Source organism: Campylobacter sp., from assembly GCF_019423325.1.
GTDB lineage: Bacteria > Campylobacterota > Campylobacteria > Campylobacterales > Campylobacteraceae > Campylobacter_B.
The window spans coordinates 28,992-54,808 of the sequence record NZ_JAHZBQ010000004.1 but is presented as its reverse complement, the minus strand read 5'-3'; the positions used below and the strand labels follow the sequence as shown (position 1 = coordinate 54,808).

The window sequence follows — 25,817 nt, the reverse complement described above, 5'->3', positions numbered from 1 at the left end:
GAGTGGATTAAGATGAATTTTAAAAAATTTTGTATTGCCTTTTTGATTTGTTTATCGCAGATAGCAGCAGCCGGCAGCTTTGATCTAAATGCCACGCTGCGTCTGGGCGCATTCGACGCAAGCTCGCACCGACTGCTTTTATGCGGCAGTGGCGGCGAGCTTAGGATGTTTGATACTGCTAAATGGGATGTGGAGTTCGCGCAAAAATACAGCGATAACGAAATCACGGCTCTAAATTTTAAAAACGGCAAAATTTATCTAGCTTGGGGCGGAGCCGAAATCGCGGTACTAAACGACAGATTAAAGTTTTTAGGCGCGCTTAAGACGGGGCGTAGCGGCACAGCCCAAATAGATGCGATCTATGCCGAAAAATACGCAATTTACGCGGTAGTAGATAAGAATCAACTAATAAGATTAGACGAAGACCCTGATAACAGCGCGGATGGCGGCTACGCCCCAGGTGAGAATTCCACCGCAAACGGGCAATCTTTAAATAGAAATTCCGCCCCAGATGGGCTGCGCGGAATTTCGTTTCATTACGGCAGGATCAATGCCGTTAGTCTGGGCGCTAACGGACTTTGCGTCGCAAGCTGGAACGGCGTAGCCTGTTTTAGCGCAGATATTGTCGCGACTAAATTTAGCGGCATCGATGCAGCGCCTAATCGCGCCGCGCAGGGAGAGCTTGGTGGCGTGAAATTTAAAGATGCAGAATTTAATAGCACGAGAATCGTGCAAGGCTCCGAGCAAAACGAAACGAAAGCTAGCGGCGCAAAGAACGCGGAATTTCAAAGCTCAGAATTTAAAGGCGCAAAATTTCAAGACGAGGAGCTTAAAACTCAAAGCGAAATTTCAGCCGAAGCTGGCGATAAAAATTTAAGCGGCTCTATCGCCACTGCTCTTGCAGACTGCGACGGGACGCTGTTTGCGGGCGATATAGAGGGGAATTTTATAAATTTAAAAAGCGGCGAGCGCAAAAGCGTGGGCTCTTGGATCAAATCCATCGTGTGCGCCCGCAGCACGCAGTTTATCGCTACTAAAGATAAAATTTACGAAAATCAAAAAGCAGGATTAAAGGAGGTTGTGGATTTAAAAAGCGAATTTTTAGCGATGTACGCAGACGGGGAAGCGATCCTCGTAGTCAGCAAATCAGGCAAAATTTTAAAATTCTAAGAAAGGATTAGTATGTTAAAAAGTTTCAAACCCGTGCTTTTGGGCTCGGTTTTGTTCGCCGCAAGCGCCCTGTGTGCCGCAGATAGTGACCTAGAGCGCGTGATGAAAGAACGAAATTTAAGCGAAAAAGACGTTTTGGCGGCGGCTAAGACTTATCAGCCGACCGGTCGGAAGGACGATTATATGGTCTTCTCTTCCGGTGGTCAAAGCGGACAGGTGCTCGTTTACGGCGTGCCGTCGATGAGGATCTACAAATATATCGGCGTATTTACCCCGGAGCCTTGGCAGGGATACGGCTTTGACGAGGAGAGCAAGGCGGTCTTAAGATCGGGCTCTATTAACGGCAAAGAGATCAACTGGGGCGATACTCACCATCCAAATTTCAGCGAAAAAAACGGCGAGTATGTGGGCGATTATCTCTTTATCAACGATAAGGCGAACCCAAGAATCGCGGTTATAAATTTATCCGATTTCGAGACTACTCAAATAGTCGTAAATCCCGTAATCAAAAGCGATCACGGCGGCTCTTTCGTAACGCCTAATACCGAATACGTCATCGAAACCAGCCAATACGCGGCCCCTTTTGATAACGACTGGCACCCGATCGAGGAGTATCAAGCAGTCTATCGCGGCGCGGTAACGCTATGGAAATTTGACTACGATAAAGGCAAAATCGACGTAAATAAATCCTTTTCTCTAGAGCTTCCTCCATATATGCAAGATCTAAGTGACGCAGGTAAGGGCGAGAGCTTTGGCTGGGCGTTTACCAACAGCTTTAACTCCGAAATGTACACGGGCGGCATCGAAAAGGGTCTGCCTCCGATGGAAGCCGGTATGAGCCGCAACGATACTGACTACTTGCACGTTTATAACTGGCAAATTCTAGAAAAGCTTGCTCAAGACAGCAAAAACTATAAGGTCGTAAACGGACACAGAATCGTTACGATAGACGCCGCCGTAAAAGCGGGAGCGCTATTTTTGATCCCTGAGGCTAAATCTCCTCACGGCGTTGACGTTAGCCCTGATGGCCGCTATATCATTATCGGCGGTAAACTAGATACTCACGCTAGCGTTTATGATTTCAAAAAGATCAAAGAGCTAATTGATAAGAAAGAATATGCAGGCAAGGATCCATACGGAATTCCGATCCTAGATATGCAAAAGACGCTTCACGGACAAGCAGAGCTTGGTCTTGGACCTTTGCATAACACCTTCGATTCGCAAGATGGCGTAATCTATACATCGCTTTACGTTGATAGCCAGATCGTAAAATGGAACTACAAAACGCTAAAGGTTTTAGATAGGATCAACGTCCACTACAATATCGGTCACCTTGATTCTATGGAGGGTAAATCCTCTAAGCCTGTCGGTAAATACGTAATCGCGCTGGATAAGCTTTCGATCGATAGATTTAATCCTATCGGACCGCTTCATCCGCAAAATCACCAGCTGATCGACATTACAGGGCCTAAAATGGAGATGCTTTACGATCTTCCTATCGGTCTAGGCGAGCCGCACGACGTAGTTTCTATCGCAGCTAGCAAGCTTCATACGAAACCTACCTATACTATGGGAACAAACTCTCGTACCGGCAAGCAACACCCTGCTATGACGCTAGCAGGTCAGGAGCGCATCGAGCGCGACGGCAAAAACGTAAAAGTCTATGCTACAGCGATCCGCAGCCATATTAATCCTGAGCACATCGAGGTTAATAAGGACGATAACGTAACGATCTATATGACAAATTTAGAGCGTGCCGAGGACGAAACTCACGGCTTTACGGTTGATGATTACGATCTGCATATGTCGCTTGAGCCGGGTAAGACTGCTAGCGTAAATTTCATCGCAGATAAAGAAGGCGTATTTCCTTTCTACTGCACGGAATTCTGCTCTGCGCTGCACCTTGAGATGTTTGGATATCTATATGTAAAAGATCCGAATAAAAAATACACTTCAGCTAAAGCGTCTATGCTAAAAGCTCTTAGCCCAGAAGCTCTAAAAGCCGAATACGACAAGGTAGTAGCTACGAATAAAGCCACCGACGACGTTATCCAATCAGTCGTTAAATTCTTAAAAGAGAAAAACTACGAGAAATATCCTAAGGTCAAGGCTTTAGTCGATGACGCGCTGGATCAATACGGCAAAATTCCTGAAACCAAAGCCAAGGCAGACGCCGCGGTAAAAGCCGGCGATATGAACGGCGCGATACTTTGGGAAGGTCAAGTTTGGCAGTACCTAGTAAAAACCGCGGATGTCGGACTTCGCGCTAAAAATAATCTGATCCGCGAGCTCTCCACTCCTATGAGCGAGGCTGCATCTAACGGCGAGAAGGCCTACCTACGCGGAGGCTGCAACGGCTGCCACGTCATCGGCCAAGTAAGCTCGGGTCCTGATCTAACAGGCGTCCTACTCCGCCACGAAAACGGCGAGAAATGGGTAGCCGATTTTATCAAAGACCCTGCTAAATTCTACGAAGACGACTACGTTAAGGCAATGATAAATTACTTCAACCTTCGCATGCCAAATCAGCATATGAAAGACGAAGAGATCAAAGATATCATCGAATACCTAAAATGGGTCGATGAGAACGCGGGTCTTAACTAACCCCACTCTCCCCCGCAAGGGGGAGAATTTAAAGGAGATGAAATGCCAAAATATAAAATTTACGCGATTTTAGCGCTGCTTATTATGACGGTCGCTTTTACCATCCCTACGCTCGGATTTTTCAAAGTCCAAGGTAAAATCGTATCGGGGCAGGTTAGCAGCGTCTCGCAGCTACCCGCATACTCCGCACCGATATGGAATTTTTATACAAAAGCATCGTATAAAAATCACCTAATTCCTAGTGATGTTAAAAATGATCTAGGCGCGATGCTGGAGCATAAATTTGAAGTGGGGGTCCCTAGCATACCAGTGTGGAAAATTTCACTCGAAGCGCCGAACTATCCAAAAGAGGCTTTCCCCGATGGAATTCCACTTTACGTCCACGTTGACGGCTTTAGCGGCGACGTTGGCGAGATGAATACCCTAAATCACTATATCGGCATGTATCCCGTATGGCGCGGCGGCACGCTCGAGCACTCGCTATCGCCGTATTATCTCATAATCGCGACGATAGGAATGCTTGCGTTTTTGTACTATGATGGCAAGGGGCAGACTCTGCTTATGATCCTGCCGATCATTGCGCCGCTTATTTTCATCGGCTGCTACGTGGGCTGGCTGTATTGGTTCGGGCACAACCTGCAAGACTGGGGCGCGTTTAAAATAAAGCCTTTTATGCCTACGGCGTTTGGCGACGGTAGCGTGGCGCATTTTACTACCCATTCATATCCGGCTCTTGGCTTTTGGCTGATGCTGGCCCTGTCGCTGCTATCGGCACTAGCGCTATTTTCTAAGAAAAAATTTCTACGAGAGTATAGATGAAGCTCTTCTTTCTTGCATTCTCGCTCGCCCTAATTCTAGGCGCGGGCGAGCTTCAAGACGCGATCGATAGCGCAAAAGCGGGCGATATTATCGAACTAGCCGCGGGCGAGTACCACGGCAACGTTTTAATCGATAAGCCCCTTACTATCGACGGACTAGACCGCTCCGCCGTGATCATAGGCGATCGCAACGCAACGGTGATCCGCGTCCGCGCTTCGCATGTTACGATCAAAAATTTAACGATTCAAAACGGAGGCTTCGAGCATCTTAGCGAAGATGCTGGGATCAACGTAAGCGACGTAAACAGCGTAATCATAAAAAATAATCTCATCAAAGACGTGCTCTACGGCGTCGTGCTAAGCAAGGCAAACGACGTAACGATCGAGGGCAACGAAATTTCAAGCAATACCTACCGCACGAGTTTCAAAGGCGACGGCATCAAGCTTTGGTACTCCAATGCCAATAAAATTTTAAATAACGACGTCCATAACGTCCGCGACACCGTTTTTTACTTCTCTAATGGCAATCTTGTCGCAGGCAATAAAGGCCATAGCTGTCGTTATTCTCTGCACTTTATGAACTCCGGACATAACGTCGTGGAGGATAACTACTACGACGGCAATAGCGTGGGATTATTTTTTATGTTTTCAAGCGACAATATCGCCAGACGCAACGTCGTGCGCAACGCGGACGGCGCCTACGGCGTAGGCATCGGTATGAAGGATAGCTCAAATTTCAGGGTTACAGATAATAAAGTCGTTTACAATGCCCGCGGATTTTATCTGGATCAATCCCCCTATCAGCCGGGCTCGCTTAACGTTTTTGAAAACAACGATATCGAATACAACAGCATCGGCGTGCAATTCCACGCCACGCAGCTAAAAAGCGTATTTAAAAACAATAAATTTAAAGGAAATATGGAGATCGTGCTAAACGATACGCCTCAATCCAAGCTCTTGCAAAACGAATGGAGTGGCAACTATTTCGACGATTACGACGGATTTGATCGCGATGGCGACGGCTACGGTGACGTTAGCTACAGCTCATATGCTTATGCCGACAGACTTTGGGCGCATAAGCCAAGCGTGCGGTTTTTTTACGGCTCCAGCGGGATCGCGCTTTTAAATTTCATCTCCAAGCTCGCTCCGTTTTCAGAGCCTGAGCTACTGCTAAAAGATCCAAAACCTAGGATGAGGCAATGATAAAGAATAGACGCGAAGCGATAAAACTACTCGGCGGAGCGCTCGGGACACTTGGGGCAGCGAGCTTGTTTGCGGATGAGAATTCTACCAATTCCGCGGGCAGTGAAGTGCAAAATTTAAACGAGCAAAATTCCGTAAATTCTGCAGGGCAAAATTCCGTGCCGAATTCCATAAAACAAAATTCCGCAAAAAATTCTAGCGAGGATTCCACCTCTTTATATCTGCGCCCGCCCGGAGCGCTGGCGGAGCGCGGCTTCCGCAGTAGCTGTATCAAGTGCGGCCAATGCGTGCAGGTCTGCCCCTATCACAGCATCTATCTGCTGGATATTACCCATCTTTTTGACATCGGCACCCCGGTCATCGACGCCAAAGAGCGAGGCTGCTATCTTTGCGGCGCGCTTCCTTGCGTGCTCGCCTGTCCAAGCGGCGCGCTCAGCCACGAGACGAACGAGCCTAAAAAGGTCAAAATGGGTATCGCCGTGATTAAAAATTTAGACGCCTGTTTGGCGTATCGCGGGCAGGTTTTAAAATCTAGCGATCTGCGCCCAAAGCCCGCCAAGACCGAGCAGGAGCGCGAGCTAAACTCCGCGCTGGCGGCGAAAGAGGGCAAGCCCTGCGATCTATGCGCGTCGCTGTGCCCTTACCCGCAGCCGCTTGACGCCATCGCGATGATAGAAGCAGGCGCGCATTTCGCTCCGCAGATCCGCAGCGCTTGCGTCGGCTGCGGCGCGTGCGCAGAGCTCTGCCCCGCGCGTATCATCGAGATAATCCCGCGGGCGGATTATAAATCAGTCTATGAAGGAAAACAATGAAAAGCTCCATTAAATTCTACCTCTGCTCGCTAGCTGCGGCGCTTTTGCTATGCGGCTGCGGAGATGACGGCGATTCAGGCTCTGCCGCGACAAGCTCCGCAGGGCAAAATTCCGTTTCGCAAGGCTCTGCAAGGCAAGGCTCTGCGAGTTCAAATTCCGCATCGCAGAAAGCGGATCAAAATTCTACCGCCAAGCCTCGCATAAGCGTCAAAAGCGGCGAGGCGCCCAAGAAGGACGATAAGTTCGTAAGCTACGATTTTTACGGCGAGCGAAAGGTAAATTTTAATCTAAACGGCGACGTGAACGAGACGACCAAAAATATCGTGGCATATTCGAGCATCAAAAATCAATATGAAAAGCTAAATTTCGATCTGATGAAAAAGCGCCTTGGGCACGATTTTATCCTGCGCTGTTCAGCGTGCCACGACGACTACGCCAACGGCATCATAGGTCCGTCGCTTCTGGATAAAACCGACGCGCAGATCGTGGATATGATTAAAAAGTATAAATTCAAAGAAAAGCCTAATCCTCTTATGGTGCAGCTCGTAAACGGCATGAGCGAGCAGCAGATAGAGACGATGGCGAAAGAAATTTACGAGTTCAACAAACAATTTAAGGAGCAGAAATGAAACCGGGCAAAATTTTAGCTTTGATTTTGGGTGTAGCACTGATCGCGCTGATGATCTTTATGGCTAGTTCGGACGATTCTAGCGCGCCGCAGCAGGAAGTCAAGCCGCAAGCGCAAGCAAAGCCCGCACCGCAGAGCAAAAGCGTCGATCTCATCGACGATAAGGATGTGAAAAATATTAAAATTTTGCAGCAGAGCGTCAAAGAGCGCGATTTTAAGGTTAGTAGCTCCTATCTGGTAAGCTGCGCGCCCTGCCACGGCGATGACGGACGCGGCAAGATCGCTCCGCCGATCGGCGGCAAGAGCAAGGAACAAATTTTAGCAAGCCTCAAAGATTATAAAGCGGGTAAGATCAAAAACAGCCTGATGAGCGGACTGCTAACCAACGTAAGCGACGAGAGCCTAGATAAGCTCGCGGATGAAATTTCAAAATTTAAAGAGTAAGTCTTGGATAAATATAATTCGCGATGCACGATCAAAAATACGAGCTTTTTCTCGACCTTCGCGCTTAAAAATAAAAGCGGCAAACTGCGCCCCAGTATTCGGGCGCTGCGCTACGCCACGGTATTTTTGGTGCATCTGCTTTTCGTGCTTTCCTTTCGCGCCGATATTCAAATTTTAGAGGGCGACATCAGCGGCTCGCGGATACTTGGCTTTCACCTAGCCGATCCCTTTGCCACTCTTGAGGTGATCGCCGCGCACAAGGATCTGCCGATAAATTTGCTCATCGGCTCGGGCACGATCTTGCTGTTTTATTTCATCGCGGGCGGCAAGGCGTTTTGCTCGTGGATCTGTCCTTACGGAGCGCTTAGCGAGATCGGCGAGAAGCTGCATAATACGCTAATCGCTAAGCACGTCATCAAGGAGCGCGCCCTGCCTCGCGGTATGCGATATGCGATCTGGGCGGTATTTTTGGTGCTAAGCGCGATTACCGATCTGCTCGTTTTTGAAATTTTTAACGTAGTTGGAATTTTATCGCGCCTCATCATCTACGGCTTCTCGCTGGCGGGGCTTTGGATAGTTTTTGTGTTTTTGCTCGAAGTATTTTTTAGCAGACGGATGTGGTGCACGCACCTATGCCCACTAGGCAGCACCTATTCGATTGCGGCGAAAGCTAGCCTTAGCAAGATTACTTGGGATAAAAGCAGGTGCGATCACTGCGGCGTTTGCCAAGACGTCTGCTTCGTCTCGCACGTGCTAGACATCACCAAAAAAAAGGCATCCGAAAACCTGGGCGATAAGAGCAAATTTATGCTAAAAGGGATCGACTGCACGCTATGCGGACGCTGTATCGACGTGTGTCACCAAGACGCACTGAGTATCGGCAATAAACTAAAAGATATGATCTAAGGAAGTCTATGATAGAGATTAAAAACGTAAGCAAGAAATTCGCAGATCAATTCGTTTTAAAAGATATCAATCTAAATATCGATGATGGCGAGCAGGTGCTTTTCGTCGGGCAAAACGGCGCGGGCAAAAGCTCACTGATGCGGACGATTTTGGGCGAATACATACCCACAAGCGGCAGCGTCGCTATCGACGGATTTGATTCGTTTAAGCAGCGCAGCCGCGCTCTACGCGGTATCAGCTTCGTGCCGCAAACTCCGCCGCCGCTTAAGCTGAGCCTAAATGAGCTCATCTACTTCGCCGAGCGTACGGCAGACGCAAGCAGAGCGGATATAGTAAAATTCTGCAGTGAAATGGAGCTTGATCTGAGTTCAAATTTAAACAAACCTTTTCATAAGCTATCCGGCGGTATGAAGCAAAAATTTTTAATTGCGCTAGCATTCGGCAGAGCTAGCAAGGCGATGATTTTCGACGAACCGACCGCCAATCTCGATCCGAGCGCGCGTGAGCGTTTTAAGACGCTTTTGCACAACCACGCAAAAGACAAAAGCTTGATCTTTATCTCGCATAGGCTCGAGGAAGTGGGAGGGCTGGTAAAAAGAATGATTTCAATGGATCTAGGGAGGATCGTAGATGACAAAAATGTTTAAAGCTTTACTTTGCGCACTTGTTGCGCTTACGTTTTTAGGCTGCGGCGACGAGAAAGACTACGGCAACGTCCATTACGACAGAGACGTATGCGAGCACTGCCAGATGGCGATCAGCGACAACCGCTTCAGCGTCGATGTGCGCGTGGACGGCAAAAACCACTACTTTGACGACATCGGCTGCTTGGTGGATTTTATGGTTACCAACGACAAACTAAACTGGCTAAAGGACGCCAAAATTTACATCAATGACGCTAGCGGCAACGGCGAGTTTATCGACGCACGCACGGCGCATTTTTACAAGGGCTTTAAAACCCCTATGTCGTTCGGCTGGGGCGCGTTTAAAAACAAACAAGAGGGCAAGCAAGACTTCAGCTTCGATCAAGTAGTCGCGGCACTTAAGGCAGGCGGCGGCTCGCACGGCATGGGAATGGGCGATATGGGTCGCGATGCGCACGGCAATATGGGAAGTATGCACGATCATGGCGATATGGGCGGCATGAAGGACCCTCACTCCGCAGAGCACGGCATGAGCGAACCTAAGCATGATATGGGCGGCGGCGATGCGGGTAGCACGGCACATCCTCAAGGCTCACCGCACGATATGGGGCAGATGCACGAGGGCAACGGCACGGCGCACGATATGCATTCGGGGCACGCGCATTAAGGACGCTTTGGCTAAGACGAAATTTTAAGCGGCTTCGTTTTACGCTAAATTTAAAGCGTAAAATTTTATCGCGCCGCCGTAAACGAGAGCAGACGAGATAAAATTTTACTTTGCAACTTCGGCACGAGGCAAAGCTAGGCTTAGGAAACGGCTGCAAAATTTTATCTTGTAACGTAGCTAAATTTAACGCACGGCGCGAGATTTCGTTCTGCCGAATTAAAATTTACATGGACGCGCTAGCTTAAAATTTCGCCGTAAATTTAAAATTTATCCGGCGCAGAATTCGCCGATGCGGGATTTTTAGAATTTTAAAATTTATGCCGCGGGATACGCCCGGCTTTGAAATTTTGCGGAATTGAAATTTAAGCGGCCCGTCAAACGGCTAAATTTTAAAACTGCGGCGGACGACGGATAGCGGACTGCGAACGACGCGCTGTTTGCAAGCGCCACAAGCAAGCCGTAAATTTAAAATTTATGCGCGATCCGCAGTCGCAGGCGGCGGATAAAATTTCGCCGCCTGTTTAAACGCTAGACGGGCAAAATTTAAGGCCGCGAAATCCGCGCTGCAAAACGAGGCTAAAATTTAAAGACGGGCGGTGCATTTAAGCCGCGCGAGAAATATAAATTTAAAAGCGCACCGAGGCGCAATAAAATAAAAGGAAAAGAATGAAAAATTTACTCACCATCGCCGCTTTGGATATCAAAGAATCCTTCCGCTCGCGCTGGTTTTTGCTCTATCTGCTGATCTTTAGCGGGCTCGTGGCGGCGTTTTTCATCACGGGGGTGACCGATTCGCGCGTGCTCGGTTTCAGCGGGCTTTCGCGACTGCTGCTGCTGTTTATTCAGATCTGCATCATCATCCTGCCCGTCTTCGTGCTCGTCACCACCAGCAAGGCGATCCTAGCAGATCGCGACCTAAATATCTTAGAATACCTGCTAAGCTTTCCGATCTCGCAGGCACAGTATTATTACGGAAAGGCGCTGGGAAGGCTATTTGGAGTGTTCGTGCCGATATTTTTGTCGCTGCTGCTTGCGATCGTTTGGGGCGCGATCAAAGGCACGGGCATTCCGTGGGCGATCTGCCTGCTTTATACGGGGCTGCTTTTTAGCTTGTGTGCGGCGTTTTTAGGGATCGCTTTTTTGATCTGCGCCGTCTCAAAAAGCCAAGAGATGGGGCTTGGGCTTGCGTTTTTCGTCTGGCTTTTCTGCCTTGCGTTTTTGGATCTCGTGCTGATCGGACTGCTCGCAAAAACGGGCGTGAACGAAAATTTGATCTTTGCGATCGCTCTCGCAAACCCGATGGAGGACTTCCGCATCGCCGCTATCAGCCTATTTGATCCCGATCTTGCAGTCATCGGCACGACGGCGTATTTTATCCTAGATCACTTCGGGCGCGGGCTTTTCATCGCCTTTTCGCTGCTCTATCCGATCGCGCTGGGCGCGGCGAGCCTCGTTTTGGGCTATTTTATCTTTAGATCGAAGGATTTGGCGTGAAATTTCCACTCATTTTGGCGACATTTATAGCGCTTTGCGGCGCAGCGGAGATACAAAATTCCACGACGCAAAGCTCTAGCTCGGCGCAGAATTTAAGCGCGCCTGATAATACTGGTCTCGGTTCGGCGCAAAATTCCAAACCCGCGCGCGATCTTGCGTGGCTAAAAGACGTAAATCTCACCTGCGCCAAATACGGCATCGATACTAGCGCGCATCCCGAATTTCGCGCTTATGCAAGGCTTAAAGACGGCAGCGCGCTCGCGTTTGCTTCGCCCAAGGCGATGTTTGCGTATTTTTTCGAGGGTGAGAGCTCGGGCGCAAATTTTAACGGAGCTTCCGCAAAGATGAATTCTGAGAATGAAAATTCTTTGGGGGCGAATTCTGAGAGCAAAAATCCAGTTAGCGGCAATTTAGGCGAGGCAAATTCCGCTAGCGCAAATTCCCGCGAGGCAAATTCTACGGACGCGAATTTCGGCAGTGCGGAGCTTTACGTTACCGATTACGCAAGCGGCGAAATTTTGCGGGCGCAGGACGCGTTTTATGTCTTCGGCAGCGTGCTGCAAAGCGCCAGAGGCGACGATCTTATCACGTTTGCAAGATTGCGCGACGCGCAAGACTTCATGCGCGAGAAAAAGGGGCATAAAATTTTGCAGTTTCGCGAAATCTCCGCTAAGCTAATCGATTATCTAAGATGATCGTGCCGCTCGGCAAAATTTAAACTAAGTTATTTAGTATATTTTATTCATAAAATTTTATCTTTTATTTTAGTGCGCTATTAAGGGAATTTAAAGCAATTAAAAAATACAATCACGTTAAATTTTATCTATAAGAATTAAATAGTGTAGTTTTTCAGTATATTTATTGAGCTCTACATTCTCGCTTATTTTTAAAATAAATTTTAAGGAGACGTCATGGCAAACGACAAAATCTCAAAACAAAAAGACTCACGCAAAAAGGCTGCGACGGATGAAAATTTTGCTGCGAATACGGGAGAAAATTCCGCCGCAAATGCGCTCAAAAGCTCCTCCACGTCCGTTTTCAACAAAAGTGTAAGCACTGCTAAAAATTCCACCGCAAATTCTACGACTTCCGCCTCGCTTACTCGCGACAAAATTTCTAAAAATCGCGCCGCAGGTGAGAATTCCTGCGACGAGTGCGATTGCGAAGCCAAAAATTCCGCACCGAGTTACGATGATAGCACACGCTCTGCTTCAGGCACGAACTTTGCGGCGCACTCAAGCACTCAAAGCGCAGGCAACGCTAAAAAATCCGCAATAAACTCTACAACAAATTCCATGGCTGATTCTTTGACAAATTCCATCTCAAATCCTGCGAAGAGCCCAAGCAGCAAAGACCATTTCTCTTGCTCGCACGAGCATAGCGATAGCTCCGCAATCCATTCGCATCTACACTACGAAGATCTTGCGACCCACTCGCACGATCAAGAAGAGAATCTCGCAGCCTATTTACACGAATACGGCGCAAATTCTGCGGCGTCTTCGCATGAGCACGACGAGGATTCCGCCATCAGCTCGCACGAGCACAACAAACATAACCATGATCACAAACCCCACTCTCATCGCGCGATTATCGGATTTGACGAACACGGCATCCCAAAAGTTTTAGTGCCCGCAGAGGCTAGTCCGCACACACATAAAGACGCGCAGGGCAATCTTTTCGAGCATTTTCACGAGGCGGAATTTACGGCGGATTATATGAAGGCGGTGCTTGAATACAAAAAGACCTTCCCCACAAAACAAGAAGTACTTGAGAAAACCCCTGATCCCGCCGTGCGCGAAATGATGCTTAGGATGGAGCAGATCGGCGTAGATACGGCGTTTGATCGTTTCGACAAACAGATGCCTATGTGTAGCTATGGGCTTACCGGAGTATGCTGTAGGATCTGCAATATGGGACCTTGCAAAATTACTAAAAAGGCCGATCGCGGCACTTGCGGTGCGGACGCCGATCTCATCGTATCGCGCAACCTACTGCGCCAAGTAGCTGCCGGCGTAGCTCAACACGGCGCGCACGCCAGAGAGCTTCTGCTGTCGCTAAAATGGGCGGCACAGGGCAAGCTAGATCTGCCCATAATAGGCGAATACAAAATCATCAATACCGCCAAAGCCTTTGGAATTCCAACTGAGGGCAGAGAGTTAAAAGAGGTAGCGATCGAGCTTGCCGATACGCTTTTGACAGATCTTTCGCAAAGTAGCGGCGAGTATAAAACCATCACTGCGCTCGCACCCAAGGAGCGTCAAGAGGTATGGCGCAAGCTGGATATCTTGCCGATTAGTGCGTATAACGAAGTCTTTGAGGCGTATCACCGAACGGGTGTAGGCACGGACGGAGACTGGCGCAGCGTGATGCAGCATCTTTTGCGCTGCGGGCTTGCTTTTACATTCACCGGCGTAGTAGCTGCGAATATCGCTACGGATGCGCTATTTGGCGTAGGAGATCGCGTAACTTCCAAAAGCAATATGGGCGCACTCAAAAAAGGCTGGGTCAATATCGCCGTGCACGGACATCTGCCGACATTAGTAAGCCTAATAGTGGAGATCGGAAATTCTAAGGAGTACCAAGACAAGGCTCGCGCAATAGGCGCGCATGGGATCGCATTTTACGGCGTGTGCTGTTCTGGGCTATCGGCGATGTATCGCAACTGGGGCGTTGTGCCGCTCTCAAACGCCGTAACTGCCGAACTCGTCATAGGCACGGGCGCGCTTGATCTGTGGGTCGCCGATGTCCAAGATGTCTATCCTGCGATTATGGACGTGGCTAACTGCTTCCAGACCAAGGTCGTTACCACAAGCTCATCAGCTAGGCTTCCCGGAGCCGAGCATATAGGCTACGATCATCACCATAGCAATATCGCCGAGACTAGGAATTTAGCGCGTAAAATTCTAGACCGCGCATTGCAATCTCACGAAAAGCGCAAGGGACTGCCGGTATATATCCCGCCGTATGAAGTCGAGGCCGAAGTTGGCTTTTCGGTAGAATTCGTCCATAAGCACTACGGCGGCATGGAGCCGTTAGCGCACGCGCTAAAAAGCGGTGAAATTTTAGGCATCGTAAATATGGTCGGCTGCACCAATCCTAAAGTGCCTTATGAGCGCGCTATCATAGATGTCGCACAAACCCTAATCGAAAATAACGTCCTAATCCTAACCAACGGCTGCGCGTCGTTCCCACTAATGAAGCTGGGCTTTTGCCAAAAAAGCGCGTATAAAAAAGCAGGCGCGTCGCTGCGGGCATTTTTAGAAAAAGATGAGCTTCCGCCGGTTTGGCACGTGGGTGAGTGTATCGATAATACTCGCTCCAGCGGAATTTTCGCAGGTATCGCAGGGGTGCTAGACAAAAATCTCTACGAGCTGCCGCTTGCCTTCACTTCTCCCGAGTGGGCGAACGAAAAGGGCGTCGATGCCTCGCTCGGATTCCGTCTAATGGGCATCGACTCATATCACTGCGTCGAGTATCAAATCCACGGCTCCGCAAATGTCATACACTTTTTCAAAGAGGGCACCAGGCGAGCGCTTGGCTCTGTGATGCACGTAGATACCGATCCGGTCGCGCTTGCGCTAAAAATGGTAAGCGACATGCGCTTAAAACGCAAATCCCTAGGCTGGCAGTAGCAACGGACGGATTCATTTCGCATCGCATTTTAAACGATGCGAAATTTCATGATAAAATTTAACCTCTTGCGGGCAAATAAAATCCCGCATCCAAACGGCTAATAAAATTCTAAGACTAAGTGGCTAGCAAAACCGGGGCCTAATAAAGAGAAAATTTTCGCGCAGTATCCGTTTACGGAATTCTAAATCAAATCTTAAAATCCTACGTAAAATTTCGCCGCGCGCTGTCTGCTGCTAAATAGGCGAAATTTAGCCAGGCAAAATTCTGCCATCAGGTTTAAGTCTATCTTTCGCGAACGGATGAAATTTTAAAATTCCATCTCAGCATAAATTTCGTAGACGCTCATCTGAAATCCGCAAGCTAAATTTTGCTAAAAGCCTTATTACACGGAGCTGCACGCCATTAAATTTCGCTCGCGTATATGAAAGCTAAAATCATAAAAATTTAATATGATATATGCTAAAATGCCACATCTGTTTAAGGATTTAGATGTATAAATCAAAGTCGCTGCAGTCTCTGCGTCATCATCGATAGAAAATGTCGTGCGAGGCGGAGGCGCTGCTGTCAAGTCCTGCGTTTCGCAGCTTGAGGCGGTGCGACAAAAGCGCGTCTATGCTGCGCCTGCAAACATTTTCGGCTGGGACTGCACGGGCGCGAGGACGTCACTACAAATCTTGTAGGCGGCTAAAATTTTCATCCGGATCTTTTCTGAAATATTGATCTTGGAGCCATCACGAAGGAATTTTACTGCAAGCCTTTCGCCTACGAGCCGAAGGGCGGAATTTTAAACAGGTTTCAACGAGGCGAAATTTCAAAGATTAAATTTAAGGCAAAAGATAAAATTTAAAGCAAGGGAAGGTATGAAAAATTTTAAATTTATGCTCCTGCTGCTGATACTGGCGACGATTGCAACGATTGCGATATCGCTTTGTATAGGGCGCTTCGGCCTAAGCATCGCCGAGGTTTTAAAAGCGCTTAGCGGCGGCGAAGTAGCGCAAAACGTCCACAACGTCGTTATGGATGTGCGCTTGCCGCGCATCATCGCCGCGGTGCTCGTGGGCGCGGCGCTGGGCATCAGCGGCACGGCGTATCAGGGTGTCTTTAAAAACCAACTCGTCTCGCCAGATCTCTTAGGCGTCAGCGCCGGAGCCTGCGTAGGCGCGGCGATCGCGATCCTGCTTGATCTAAATATCCTTTTGATCCAGCTTTTCGCCTTCGTTTTTGGGCTTGCGGCGGTTTGCATTACGCTTCTGATTACGCGCGCGCTGCGTTCGAGCGCCACCATAATGCTTGTGCTTGCCGGCATCATCGTAAGCGGTCTGATGGGCGCGTTGATTGGGTTTTTAAAATTTATGGCGGATCCCGAGACGAAGCTTGCAGACATCGTGTATTGGCAGCTAGGAAGCCTCGCGAAGGTCGATCCCTCCGTGCTGGCGATGATAGCGCCGGTGATGGGGGTTTGTATCGCTATCTTGGTGCTGATGAGCTACCGCATAAACGTCCTATCCATGGGCGATGCGACGGCAGCGAAGCTCGGCGTAAACGTCGTGCTGGAGCGGGGCATCATCATCGTCTGCGCGACGCTGCTAACCGCAAGTAGCGTGTGTATCAGCGGCATAGTCGCGTGGGTGGGGCTTTTGATGCCGCATCTAACGCGCATGATCGTGGGCGTTAGCAACACCAAGGCGATCCCGGCGAGCATATTTTTAAGCGCGATCTTCGTGCTCATCGTAGACGACGTAGCGCGCAGCATAAATCAAAGCGAGATCCCGCTGGGGGTGCTTACGGGCTTCATCGGCACGCTATTTTTTATATTCATCCTACTTAAAAACAAAAGGAAGCTAAATGGTTAAGATCGAGAGCTTAGACTTCGGCTACGCAAAATCCGCCCCTCTGACGCTGCGCGACGTGAACTTAAACCTCGAAGCGGGCGCGATGCTGACGATTTTGGGGCAAAACGGCGCGGGAAAATCGACGCTTTTAAATTTAATCAGCGGCACGCTTGAGCCCCTGCGCGGTAAAATTTCAATCGACGGCAAGGATATGGCGAGCCTCAGCGCCAAAGGGCGCGCCGAAATCATCGGCTACGTCTCGCAAAGCGAGGTCTGCGAGTACGACTATAGCGTCTTCGAATACGTCCTGATGGGGCGCACGGCGCATATCGGGATCTTTTCGCAGCCGAGCGAAAACGACTACAAGCTTGCGCAGCGCTACATGAAAATGCTTGAAATTTGGCACCTAAAAGACAAGATCATCACGCGCCTAAGCGGCGGCCAGAGGCAGATGGCATCCATCGCGCGCGCACTTTGCAGCGAGCCGAAGATCGTGATCTTCGACGAGCCGACCTCGGCGTTAGACTTTGCCAACCAATACAAATTTCTCCGCGCCACAAAAGAGCTTCTCAAAAACGGCTACACCGTCGTTTTGGCCACGCACAATCCGGACTTCGCGCTGCTTTTGGGCGGATACGTCGCGCTCGTAAAAGGCGGCGGCGAGGTCGCATACGGCAAGGCCGAGCAGATCATAAAAAGCGAAATTTTAAGCAAACTATACGATCTGAAGCTCGACGTCAGCTACAACGAAAAGGTCGGTCGCGTCTGCTGCTTGACGTATCCGTTTTGATCTTGACTTCTCGGCTCGAACAAAACAAGCGAAGCGCAAGGCGCTGCTGATGTTTCCTTGAAGGTCCGAGCCTGCGAGTGGGGCTCTGCCCCACGCCCCGCTAAAGTTACGGCAGGCTAGCGCCTGCATTTTTATCGGTTTGACTTCGCGGATGAGCGAAGCTCGTCCTTGTAATAGAGGCTTCGAAATTTTAAAATTTTATCGCTTAGGCTGCGCGAGTGAGAGGACTTAATGAACGCTATTGGCGGTAAAATTTTAACGTCCGCGACGGGGATTTTGCGGCGGCGAAATTTTAAAATTTCAAAGCGGGCGGCGAGGCCGGAATTTTAAAATTCGCTCTAAATTTTAAGCATAAAAATCAAAATTTATCGTTACAATATACATAAAATTTTTAAGGAGCGAAAATGAAAAAAATAGTGCTTTTAAGCGCAGCTGCGGCGCTTGCCGTAAATTTAAGCGCGCAGGAAAATAGCCTTGAGATCTACGCGAACTCCGCCTTCTTGTACCAAAACTTCGGCGCGCAAAAATCAAACTTCAGCGTGAACGTGCCGGAGTACTTGGATATCCGCAGCATCGAGATCGCGGGCTCTTGCGAAGTGCGCGAATTGTCTTTGGGAGAGATCGAGCCCGTGAAAAACGCGGAATTCGCCAAAAAAGAGGCGGACGAAAAGAGCCTGCGCGAGCTAAACGACCGCCTGGTCGCGCTTAAGGCGCAGCAGCGCTTTTTAAGCGACTTTGCGAGCTTAAAAGATAGAAGTTTGGCGAGCCTAAAGACGGATTCGCAAAAAGTTTACGACGAAGTCCTGCTCGTAGCGGGCGAAATTTCAAAGACGGACGAGCAGATCGGAAAGCTCAAAGAGAAAATTTCAAAATACCGGATCAAAAACGAGCGCCGCTTAAACGCGAACTTTGGCTGCGATCCGAGCTTTGTAAAAATAAGCTACCCCGTTGACGTAAGCGCCTACACGCACAACGAGCTCTCGGCAGATCTTGCAGGCGGCAAGATCGAGGTTACGCAAAAGATCTCGGTGCAAAATCCGCTAAACGCGGAGCTAGCGAATTTGACGATCGCGCTGTATCCTTACGAATACTCCTCACAGACCGCGCCGCAGCCCTTTTATCCGTGGTACGAGGGCGAACCTGCAAAGCCGGCGCCCGCGGCGGCGTATAAAAAGGATATGATGCTAGAGGTGGCAGATATGCAGAGGGCGCCTGCGGCGGAGGCTAGATCGTCGTATGCAAGGACGGGCTCGAATATCGAAAGCTCGCTCTCAAAGGTGTGGAAAATTAGCGGCGTAAACCTCAAGGCGGGCGAAGCGGGCGAGTTTAGCTTCGACAAGCAGAGCCTGAATGCAAAATTTGATCTGCTCATCGACGGCTATGGCAGCGAGGCGGCCTACGTGCGGGCTAAATTTAGCCCCGAAAGAAGCATAGAGGAGAGCGAAACGCTAATAAAGCTCGACGGCGTGCAGATCGGGCTCGTGCATCTAGGCTTTGCCGCAAACTCCGAGGCTACGGCGTATCTGGGTAAAAATAGTCTGATCGAAGTCAAAAAAGAGCAGGCAAATAACTTCACGAAAAATTCCTTTTTCGGCGGCGAAAGCAAAAATTCCATGGCTTGGGAATACGAGATCAAAAACGGCTCCAAGCGCGCGTGGAACGTGGTTTTGCAAGAGCGAGCGCCCGTTTCGACGCATGAAGACGTAAAGGTCGCGCTGAAAAACTCGCCCGAGCAGAGCAGCCTCGGCAAGGACGGACTACTTAGCTGGGACTTTGAGCTAAAGCCGGGCGAGAGTAAAAAGATCCGCTTCGGCTACGAGCTAAGCAAGCCGAAGAAGTAAAGAGCTTTGGCGCTCGCGGTTAAATTTTGCGCAGCGAAGTAGCTTTTGCGGTGCGGTTAAATTTTGCGAGCTTAAAACTAAGGCGCGGCTTTAAAGCTTATCTGAAATTTTTGGCGCCGCACCGCTGAATTTTACGCGCCTCGCCGAGTAAAATTTGAGCGTCGCGAGAACCAAAAATTTAAATGTTGCGGCGATTTAAAATTGGCTAGCGCGAGATATGAAATTTAGCGATGCAAAGGGGTTTTGGCGCTAGGCAGAAAACTTTGAGTGTCGCTAAAATTTATCTCAAATTTAAAAAGGTCGGGACGATGAATGCGGAGCGAAGGTATAAATTTAACGCGGCGGCTAGATATGCGTTTGCTTCATTTGCCGCGCTAAAGGATCGTAATGAAATTTCGCAAACTTAAATTTAAAATCCTAGCCGCAGCGCTACTTTTCTGCGCCCTGTTTATCCGCATCGTGCCGGATTACTCCACTTCGCAAGGCTCCTGCATAGTTACTATTTTTAGCTATTACAAATATCAAAAGGGATATTGTCTAAAAGAGAATAGAATTCTGAGCAACGAAGAGTTACTTCGAAATGCCGCTATAAATTATTTTAAAAGATATTACGACTATGAAATTTTGCGAAATACCATTATCGATGAGCACGATATAAAAATTTTCGGCCATAGTTTTTATACGGCGAGCGTCTCCAAGCTCTATCTAATCGGCGATTTCAATGAAGAAAACTGGTTTGATTTTTTGGTCGAAAATACCGACAGAAAGAGTTTTGATTATGAGATAAAAGATAAGACACAAATAGATATCTCCGATCTATCAAAATATTTTGTATATAAGGATGAAATTTTAGGCTTTAGACAGCCTATTATCTTATCGGAAGAGAAAAATCCGCTTCATGGTGGAAAAATGTTTTTAGAAAAATCATTTTTAATAAAAGAGGATAAATTTTTTGTGAATTATGCCAGACCTGGTTATATAAGTTGGTATATCGAGCTTAACAATAAAGAAGATTTAACAAAAATCAAAAGCAAAGAAAATTTAATACGAATAAAAAACGGATATGAGAGTTTAGAAAACTTTAACAAAGTCTTGGCTTATACTCATATGAAACATTATAGACGTAAATTCTCATACGATAATTGTGGAAATATAAATTTTGATATCAAAGCTCCGGCGGAACAGGAACTGGATATGTGGATTCACGGCGGATAAAGTTAGTTAAAATTTTATCTTAACGAATGTAACCGAAAAAGGATAAGAGATGAGTAAAAAAGAAACTGATCTAAGATTAGACTTAGAGGGTAATTACGGAGCCGATATATTGAGTTATTATTTGTGGGGGAAGAAAACTCCTCCTGGTCCGAAAGAATTAGCCTCTAACGAATGGATGGATAGAAAAGGACTGATATGAAATTCTACAGGTCTATTAAATTTAAAGCCCTAGCCGGCACGCTGCTTCTGGCGGCGATACTCTGCGCCATATTTATTCGAATAATTCCCGATTATTCCACTTCACGAGGCTTTGTGATAGTTTCCCTTTCCGACTACGACAAATACAAGCAAGGATACTGCCTCAAAGAAAATAGAATTTTGCCGAAGGAAGAGCTGTATAAAAGAGTAGCAGGGGCATATTTGGACTATGATGTAAAGCTATATTGGATGATTGATGCTTATAGGTTGAAAACCTTCGGTAGTCTTTGGTCCAGTAGATATGAGGTTGCATACTATGAACTAGAAAATATAAACTTATCAAATTGTTTTGATGTATTAGAAAAATATTACCAAGAGGGAAAAACGACTGAGGAGATACTGATGAAAGAGCTAAAGGCTAAAAAAACCGATCCAAAGAAATATCTAAAAATAAATTTGAAAGATACGAGCGTTGGATTTGACAGACCGATAGTTATGGTTGACGGTGGTGAGGAAGAGGTCACAGGCACTTTGTTTCTTGATAAATTCGCTATATTTAACGGTAATTATATGCAATTTAACCATTCGGAGTATATTTATGACACGATAGGAAATTTTATTATCGAGAAGAAATACTATAAAGAGAGAAAAAATGCCGTAGTCGGTATCGGAAAAGGTTTTAAATTTGATAACTGCGGGAATTTAAATTATCCGCTGGAAGAATATTATTTGGGTGGTAGAGATATAGAGAGGCGCTAAATTCTCTAATATTAATTTCATTAAAAAATTTATGGGACTTAAGACCGATGGACGCGGAGCAAAGGTATAAATTTCACAGGGCAGCGAGATATTTGCTAGCTTAGTGGGTGGTCTTCTTGCTTGTTTGGCGGGCGGCGGTCTGATCGGCTCAGTTTTGTAGGTGGGCAGCGGCTTTGATTTTGGCGGTTTTGCCTTTTGATGGCGCGCTAAGGATTGCCGTTTTTGCGGCAATATTTGCGATTTTGGCTTGCGTGCTGCTTCGGTATTTGTTCAAAAAGTATAAAAACTTTAAGCCAAGCAAGCTGTTTATAAAAAATCCAAATCTCAGTTTGCTGCTTTTTGCGGTAGAAAATTTATCGCTCGGCGCTTTTTACGGCGGGTTTTTGGCATGCCTCGCGGCGGGGTATTTTTGGGGCGAGCGTGCCGCCGGCTGGAGCGTGGCATTTGCATTTGCGTTTGCGCCCGTTTGCTTGATCGTTTTTGTGATCTCGTATGTGTTTAACGAAAATAAAAGCTAAGCCTATGCGCCTTTCGCGCCCACTAAATTTTATCTCTCGTGCAGCACGGGCTTAGGCACGGATTTAGCCCGCGCGAGTTGGGCGAGATTTAAAATTTAGCTCATCCCGCTTGCCTTAAAATTTTAAAATCCTATCGTCACAAAAGCTCCGCCGCGCTCGCTAAATTTTATCTCGCCGTACGAAACCTACTTGTCGCCGCGCTTTAACATTTATGTAAAACGCATTTATGCCGCTGTGGCGTTTGCAAAATTTCAAAAAACGGCGCGGAACTTGCCTTTACAAACGGCGATTGCACCGCGGGCTTATCTATTTATTTATGCGGATAGCAGAGCCTTCGGCGGGCTAAAGGCTAGACCCTTATCTTAGCCGTAAAGCAAATCCGAGCTTCGGCAGAGAAAAATGCGAGCGGCGCGAATACAAAAGCAAAAACCGAGCGGGCGCGTTTGCTCTAAATCTAGCCCTTTAGCTTCATCATTTTTTCTAAAATTTCATAGACTAGATCAAACTTCGTAAAGCCGTCTCTATCCAAAAAATGCCCGCCCTTCTCCACCTCGTAAAACTTAGCATCGATCTGCCCCGCTAGATCACGGCTGAAGCTAAACGGCACGATATAATCGTCCTTTGCGGCAACCACCGCGCGCTGTTTTGCGGCGGCTTTTATGCGCTCAAAATCAAAGCCTTTATCCATAAACTCGTCTAAAATTTTAAATTGCGGATCACTAAGCGGCTTTGCAAGCCCCGAGACCAGCACGACGCCCTCTACTGCGCCGCTTGCGGCACTGCTTTGCAAAAAATTTAAGATCGTAGGGCAGCCGAGGCTGTGTCCGACCAGATAAACTTCGCCTTCAAATTTTACGCTTTCGCGCAGAGTTTTCAGCCACTCATCAAGCCTCGGGTGCGCAGGCGTGGGCATCGTTAAAATTTCCGCCCTCGCGCCCGATTTTTCGATCTCACCTTTAAGCCAGGCAAACCAATGCTTCTTAGGCGAAGCGTCGTAGCCGTGCACGATATAGACGCACTTTTGCATATTTTTCTCCTTTAAATTTAAGTTCTTTACGCGCAAAATTTTAAAATTTCAATCCGCGCCCTAGCCCTTGCAAATCGTGATTTTATCGGCAAATTTACCTAAAAAATGATACCCCGAGCCCGCCTGCGCGATGATATCGAGCACCGCGTCCGCATCCCGCACGAGCGTGCCGCCCGCAAAGTCCACGCCGCGCTCAAACAGCGCCTGCGGCAGTAACGGCGTGGTAGGCCCCACGAGCACGAGCTTGGCGCCGCTTTTTTTCAGGCGCAAAAGCCCCTGCAGCGTATCGTTGATGAGCGTCGTAGCCGTGATTATCACGTTATCGGCGTGCGGCACGACGCTGCTAGCCTCGCTTGCAGGCAGGTAAAACGGCAGCTCGGCCTGCTTGAGCGTGCTTTTGTCAAGCTCTAAAATTTTAAAATCCGCGCCCTTTTTCATCAGCGTCTTGATGTAGGGCACCAGTGCGCCCACGACGACGCTAAAGCTGCCGCGCTCAATCTGCAGCTGCTCAAAGGGATCGGCGCCGAATTTCACGTCGTAATCTGCGCGGATTTTATCGAAACACGCCCTTCCAAGCGCATTTAGCGCGGCGAGCGCGAGCGTCTTTTTAAGCGGCGCGGCGGAGTTTAGATCGCGCAGCAGATAGCGCACGCTCTTGCCCTCGATATTGCCCGAATCGGGCATCGCGCTTGCTTGCGAGGGGCAGCAAACGGCGCCCGATAGGGACTTTAGCGGCGTATAGCTAAGCCCGCACGCGCCGCCTTGCAGCTTCACGCCGCTAAAAAACAGCCCCACGACCGCGCGCTCTATCTTAAGATCCAGCGCCTGGGCGCCTAAAATTTCTTTCGCGCACTCCAGCGTCTGATCTAAAATTTCGCTCATTTTCGCTCCTTTAATGTGGAATTTGGCGCCATTATAGCTTAAAATTTCGGCGCCCGTATTGATATAAATTTATTTGTTGAGCATTTGTTTTATATGCCATAATATATAAAAAGTTTAACTTACGCAAGCTCATTCCTTCTGGTATTATCTAAAATTTGTAATTGAAATTTCTTATTTATAATAATTAATATTTAATTTTAAGCAATGTATAATTAAATAAATTTTTTACGAAAGGATACCTATGAATTACGATCTAACATCGAAATTTCCGAATTTGCGCTGCAAAGAGCGCTTAAACCTACCTACGCTATCCATAGCGGCATGTTTGTTGCTGTCGGGTACTTGTCTAGGCGCCTATACCGAAACGGGAATGCTCGGTAATACGAGTAGTTGGGAGAGTGACGAATATAAAAAAGATTGGGGTTTAACCTCAATGAACGCTTCTACGGCTTATGCACTAGGCTTTGACGGTAGCGGCGTAAAAATCGGCGTTATGGACTCGGGCGTACTGCTTAGCCACCCAGAATTTGGAGGCGGTAGAATTCACATCGTAAAAACGATCGGAAACTATGACAAAGACGGGATGAGATACCCTGATGCCGCTTACGGCAATGGACCGATAAATAAAAATCAGCCTGTAAAAAACGGCAAAAAGAATTTTGATACTACGGATAACGGCGCATTTAAAAAAGGAGAAGCCTTTGATATAGATGGTGCATGGATAAGGGGTGTAAACGACGCCCACGGCACACACGTGGGTGGCACTATGGCAGCAAATAGAGACGGTAGTGGTATGCATGGCGTAGCTTACGGAGCGCAGCTCTACTCCGCCAACACGGGTGGCAACGATAATATGACCTACGGTCCAAATCAGGACTATAACTACTTCCTAAAAGCATACACCGTCCTATCTGATGCAGGAGCTAGAGTTATAAATAATAGTTGGGGTTCAAATAGGCGCGTGAATTCATCATTTTCTGGTGCTCTAGGCTATAAATCTACCTACGGCTGGCGCGCTGTACCTGAATATGGCGTAGAATTTTACGATGTAACGGTAGCTAATCAAACTACTGAGGCCAAAGATCATATAAATTTAAAAGATATCGAAGAAGCCAAAAAAGCCTATTATCAATTTGTTACTAAAGACGAGAAAAGCTTCATAGACGCCGCTTACGAAGTAGCGGTCAAAAGGCAGGTCATTCAGGTTTTTACGGCGGGAAATAGAAGTCTTATGGCGGAGTCTTTTACACGTGCAGCCCTACCGTATTTCAGGCCCGATGCAGAAAAATACTGGGTAAATGTCACGGGACAAGCCGGTGGAGAAGGCTATCCAAACGATTCAAGTGAATATATCAGAGGCTACGCTTCCGCATCCGATATACAAGAGTTTAACTACGCTGGACACTCCAAATGGTGGACAATCGCCGCCCCTGCCGAGGAGATATATTCCGCCTATGTCGAGCTTACGAATGATGCTACCTATGGCAATGCGATTTATAAGTCCTCGGGTGGTACCTCTATGGCGGCCCCACACGTAAGCGGTGCGTTAGGTGTCATATTCCAGCGCTATCCATATATGAATGCGGCACAGGTCCGCGATACGATGCTTACTACCGCAAGACAAACGACGCTTAGAGCAGGTCACGAAGGGCAACCCTTGGAGCGCTGGGCAGTGACGGGCTAGGCGTACCAAGCAAAGTCTGGGGCTGGGGCATCTTAGACCTTGGCAAAG

The 25,817-nt window shown here is 48.0% G+C and carries 24 protein-coding genes; 22 read left to right on the top strand and 2 right to left on the bottom strand.

Translation table 11 applies throughout. The features are described 5' to 3' along the window. The first annotated feature begins 12 nt into the window (after positions 1-12). The 21 genes from QZ367_RS09935 to QZ367_RS09835 all read left to right on the top strand — a co-directional run bounded on the left by QZ367_RS09935 (position 13) and on the right by QZ367_RS09835 (position 22,176). Positions 13-1,170, top strand: coding sequence for a hypothetical protein (locus QZ367_RS09935; protein ID WP_291940240.1), 1,158 nt, complete (start codon positions 13-15; stop codon positions 1,168-1,170). A 12-nt stretch (positions 1,171-1,182) separates the two neighbouring features. Beyond that, positions 1,183-3,774 (top strand): Sec-dependent nitrous-oxide reductase, encoded by a 2,592-nt coding sequence (nosZ, locus tag QZ367_RS09930; RefSeq protein ID WP_177389184.1) that lies wholly within the window; start codon positions 1,183-1,185, stop codon positions 3,772-3,774. 42 nt (positions 3,775-3,816) lie between these two features. Then, a complete protein-coding gene (locus tag QZ367_RS09925; RefSeq protein WP_291940237.1) occupies positions 3,817-4,593 on the top strand; it encodes a cytochrome C in 777 nt (258 codons plus the stop codon). Beyond that, positions 4,590-5,795, top strand: a complete 1,206-nt coding sequence (locus tag QZ367_RS09920) for a nitrous oxide reductase family maturation protein NosD (RefSeq protein ID WP_291940235.1) — start codon at positions 4,590-4,592, stop codon at positions 5,793-5,795. The genes QZ367_RS09925 and QZ367_RS09920 overlap by 4 nt, the downstream gene beginning before the upstream one ends. Beyond that, positions 5,792-6,607 carry a 4Fe-4S dicluster domain-containing protein gene (locus QZ367_RS09915; protein ID WP_291940234.1) on the top strand — a complete coding sequence of 272 codons (816 nt, stop codon included), beginning with the start codon at positions 5,792-5,794 and terminating at the stop codon, positions 6,605-6,607. The genes QZ367_RS09920 and QZ367_RS09915 overlap by 4 nt, the downstream gene beginning before the upstream one ends. Further along, the gene (locus QZ367_RS09910) at positions 6,604-7,236 is read left to right on the top strand and encodes a hypothetical protein (protein ID WP_291940232.1); all 633 of its coding nucleotides are present in this window, start codon (positions 6,604-6,606) and stop codon (positions 7,234-7,236) included. The genes QZ367_RS09915 and QZ367_RS09910 overlap by 4 nt, the downstream gene beginning before the upstream one ends. Continuing rightward, the gene (locus QZ367_RS09905) at positions 7,233-7,679 is read left to right on the top strand and encodes a cytochrome C (protein ID WP_291940230.1); all 447 of its coding nucleotides are present in this window, start codon (positions 7,233-7,235) and stop codon (positions 7,677-7,679) included. Before QZ367_RS09910 ends, QZ367_RS09905 begins: the two co-directional genes overlap by 4 nt. Positions 7,680-7,682: 3 nt before the next feature. Next, entirely contained in the window at positions 7,683-8,585 is a 903-nt protein-coding gene (locus QZ367_RS09900; RefSeq protein WP_291940228.1) for a NapH/MauN family ferredoxin-type protein, read from the top strand. 8 nt (positions 8,586-8,593) lie between these two features. Further along, positions 8,594-9,232, top strand: a complete 639-nt coding sequence (locus tag QZ367_RS09895) for an ABC transporter ATP-binding protein (protein ID WP_291940226.1) — start codon at positions 8,594-8,596, stop codon at positions 9,230-9,232. After that, on the top strand, positions 9,216-9,896 hold the full coding sequence (locus QZ367_RS09890; RefSeq protein WP_291940224.1) for a hypothetical protein: 681 nt from the start codon (positions 9,216-9,218) through the stop codon (positions 9,894-9,896). Before QZ367_RS09895 ends, QZ367_RS09890 begins: the two co-directional genes overlap by 17 nt. A 666-nt stretch (positions 9,897-10,562) precedes the next feature. Next, on the top strand, positions 10,563-11,390 hold the full coding sequence (locus QZ367_RS09885) for an ABC transporter permease subunit (protein WP_291940222.1): 828 nt from the start codon (positions 10,563-10,565) through the stop codon (positions 11,388-11,390). Then, positions 11,387-12,085, top strand: coding sequence for a nitrous oxide reductase accessory protein NosL (locus tag QZ367_RS09880; RefSeq protein ID WP_291940221.1), 699 nt, complete (start codon positions 11,387-11,389; stop codon positions 12,083-12,085). The genes QZ367_RS09885 and QZ367_RS09880 overlap by 4 nt, the downstream gene beginning before the upstream one ends. 216 nt (positions 12,086-12,301) lie before the next feature. Beyond that, complete coding sequence (locus QZ367_RS09875; protein ID WP_291940219.1) at positions 12,302-15,022, top strand: carbon monoxide dehydrogenase; 2,721 nt, start codon at positions 12,302-12,304, stop codon at positions 15,020-15,022. A gap of 861 nt (positions 15,023-15,883) precedes the next feature. Continuing rightward, complete coding sequence (locus QZ367_RS09870; protein WP_005870856.1) at positions 15,884-16,876, top strand: iron ABC transporter permease; 993 nt, start codon at positions 15,884-15,886, stop codon at positions 16,874-16,876. Continuing rightward, a complete protein-coding gene (locus QZ367_RS09865) occupies positions 16,869-17,645 on the top strand; it encodes an ABC transporter ATP-binding protein (protein WP_291940216.1) in 777 nt (258 codons plus the stop codon). The genes QZ367_RS09870 and QZ367_RS09865 overlap by 8 nt, the downstream gene beginning before the upstream one ends. A 404-nt stretch (positions 17,646-18,049) precedes the next feature. Further along, positions 18,050-19,486 (top strand): DUF4139 domain-containing protein, encoded by a 1,437-nt coding sequence (locus QZ367_RS09860; RefSeq protein WP_291940214.1) that lies wholly within the window; start codon positions 18,050-18,052, stop codon positions 19,484-19,486. 230 nt (positions 19,487-19,716) lie between these two features. Then, positions 19,717-19,893: a hypothetical protein gene (locus tag QZ367_RS09855; RefSeq protein WP_291940212.1), complete on the top strand. Its 177-nt coding sequence runs from the start codon at positions 19,717-19,719 to the stop codon at positions 19,891-19,893. Beyond that, the gene (locus QZ367_RS09850; protein ID WP_291940211.1) at positions 19,874-20,701 is read left to right on the top strand and encodes a hypothetical protein; all 828 of its coding nucleotides are present in this window, start codon (positions 19,874-19,876) and stop codon (positions 20,699-20,701) included. Before QZ367_RS09855 ends, QZ367_RS09850 begins: the two co-directional genes overlap by 20 nt. A gap of 49 nt (positions 20,702-20,750) precedes the next feature. Then, positions 20,751-20,900 (top strand): hypothetical protein, encoded by a 150-nt coding sequence (locus QZ367_RS09845; protein ID WP_291940209.1) that lies wholly within the window; start codon positions 20,751-20,753, stop codon positions 20,898-20,900. Further along, the gene (locus QZ367_RS09840) at positions 20,897-21,658 is read left to right on the top strand and encodes a hypothetical protein (RefSeq protein ID WP_291940207.1); all 762 of its coding nucleotides are present in this window, start codon (positions 20,897-20,899) and stop codon (positions 21,656-21,658) included. The genes QZ367_RS09845 and QZ367_RS09840 overlap by 4 nt, the downstream gene beginning before the upstream one ends. Positions 21,659-21,837: 179 nt before the next feature. Further along, positions 21,838-22,176 carry a hypothetical protein gene (locus QZ367_RS09835; protein WP_291940205.1) on the top strand — a complete coding sequence of 113 codons (339 nt, stop codon included), beginning with the start codon at positions 21,838-21,840 and terminating at the stop codon, positions 22,174-22,176. 454 nt (positions 22,177-22,630) lie between these two features. On the opposite strand, the gene QZ367_RS09830 is transcribed toward QZ367_RS09835, so the two are convergent. Further along, the gene (locus QZ367_RS09830) at positions 22,631-23,203 is read right to left on the bottom strand and encodes an alpha/beta hydrolase (protein WP_291940204.1); all 573 of its coding nucleotides are present in this window, start codon (positions 23,201-23,203) and stop codon (positions 22,631-22,633) included. 60 nt (positions 23,204-23,263) lie between these two features. Further along, positions 23,264-24,085, bottom strand: coding sequence for a DUF364 domain-containing protein (locus QZ367_RS09825; RefSeq protein ID WP_291940202.1), 822 nt, complete (start codon positions 24,083-24,085; stop codon positions 23,264-23,266). Between the two features lie 241 nt (positions 24,086-24,326). On the opposite strand from QZ367_RS09825, the gene QZ367_RS09820 reads away from it, so the two are divergent. Further along, entirely contained in the window at positions 24,327-25,769 is a 1,443-nt protein-coding gene (locus QZ367_RS09820; protein ID WP_291940200.1) for a S8 family peptidase, read from the top strand. Positions 25,770-25,817 lie beyond the last annotated feature (48 nt).

What these genes read in the sequence shown, in the direction of transcription:
- QZ367_RS09935 (WP_291940240.1), top strand. Translation starts at nt 13, where the DNA reads ATGAATTTTAAAAAATTTTGTATTGCCTTTTTGATTTGTTTATCGCAG.
- nosZ (WP_177389184.1), top strand. Translation starts at nt 1,183, where the DNA reads ATGTTAAAAAGTTTCAAACCCGTGCTTTTGGGCTCGGTTTTGTTCGCC.
- QZ367_RS09925 (WP_291940237.1), top strand. Translation starts at nt 3,817, where the DNA reads ATGCCAAAATATAAAATTTACGCGATTTTAGCGCTGCTTATTATGACG.
- QZ367_RS09920 (WP_291940235.1), top strand. Translation starts at nt 4,590, where the DNA reads ATGAAGCTCTTCTTTCTTGCATTCTCGCTCGCCCTAATTCTAGGCGCG.
- QZ367_RS09915 (WP_291940234.1), top strand. Translation starts at nt 5,792, where the DNA reads ATGATAAAGAATAGACGCGAAGCGATAAAACTACTCGGCGGAGCGCTC.
- QZ367_RS09910 (WP_291940232.1), top strand. Translation starts at nt 6,604, where the DNA reads ATGAAAAGCTCCATTAAATTCTACCTCTGCTCGCTAGCTGCGGCGCTT.
- QZ367_RS09905 (WP_291940230.1), top strand. Translation starts at nt 7,233, where the DNA reads ATGAAACCGGGCAAAATTTTAGCTTTGATTTTGGGTGTAGCACTGATC.
- QZ367_RS09895 (WP_291940226.1), top strand. Translation starts at nt 8,594, where the DNA reads ATGATAGAGATTAAAAACGTAAGCAAGAAATTCGCAGATCAATTCGTT.
- QZ367_RS09890 (WP_291940224.1), top strand. Translation starts at nt 9,216, where the DNA reads ATGACAAAAATGTTTAAAGCTTTACTTTGCGCACTTGTTGCGCTTACG.
- QZ367_RS09885 (WP_291940222.1), top strand. Translation starts at nt 10,563, where the DNA reads ATGAAAAATTTACTCACCATCGCCGCTTTGGATATCAAAGAATCCTTC.
- QZ367_RS09875 (WP_291940219.1), top strand. Translation starts at nt 12,302, where the DNA reads ATGGCAAACGACAAAATCTCAAAACAAAAAGACTCACGCAAAAAGGCT.
- QZ367_RS09870 (WP_005870856.1), top strand. Translation starts at nt 15,884, where the DNA reads ATGAAAAATTTTAAATTTATGCTCCTGCTGCTGATACTGGCGACGATT.
- QZ367_RS09865 (WP_291940216.1), top strand. Translation starts at nt 16,869, where the DNA reads ATGGTTAAGATCGAGAGCTTAGACTTCGGCTACGCAAAATCCGCCCCT.
- QZ367_RS09860 (WP_291940214.1), top strand. Translation starts at nt 18,050, where the DNA reads ATGAAAAAAATAGTGCTTTTAAGCGCAGCTGCGGCGCTTGCCGTAAAT.
- QZ367_RS09855 (WP_291940212.1), top strand. Translation starts at nt 19,717, where the DNA reads ATGCAAAGGGGTTTTGGCGCTAGGCAGAAAACTTTGAGTGTCGCTAAA.
- QZ367_RS09850 (WP_291940211.1), top strand. Translation starts at nt 19,874, where the DNA reads ATGAAATTTCGCAAACTTAAATTTAAAATCCTAGCCGCAGCGCTACTT.
- QZ367_RS09845 (WP_291940209.1), top strand. Translation starts at nt 20,751, where the DNA reads ATGAGTAAAAAAGAAACTGATCTAAGATTAGACTTAGAGGGTAATTAC.
- QZ367_RS09840 (WP_291940207.1), top strand. Translation starts at nt 20,897, where the DNA reads ATGAAATTCTACAGGTCTATTAAATTTAAAGCCCTAGCCGGCACGCTG.
- QZ367_RS09830 (WP_291940204.1), bottom strand. Translation starts at nt 23,203, where the DNA reads ATGCAAAAGTGCGTCTATATCGTGCACGGCTACGACGCTTCGCCTAAG.
- QZ367_RS09825 (WP_291940202.1), bottom strand. Translation starts at nt 24,085, where the DNA reads ATGAGCGAAATTTTAGATCAGACGCTGGAGTGCGCGAAAGAAATTTTA.
- QZ367_RS09820 (WP_291940200.1), top strand. Translation starts at nt 24,327, where the DNA reads ATGAATTACGATCTAACATCGAAATTTCCGAATTTGCGCTGCAAAGAG.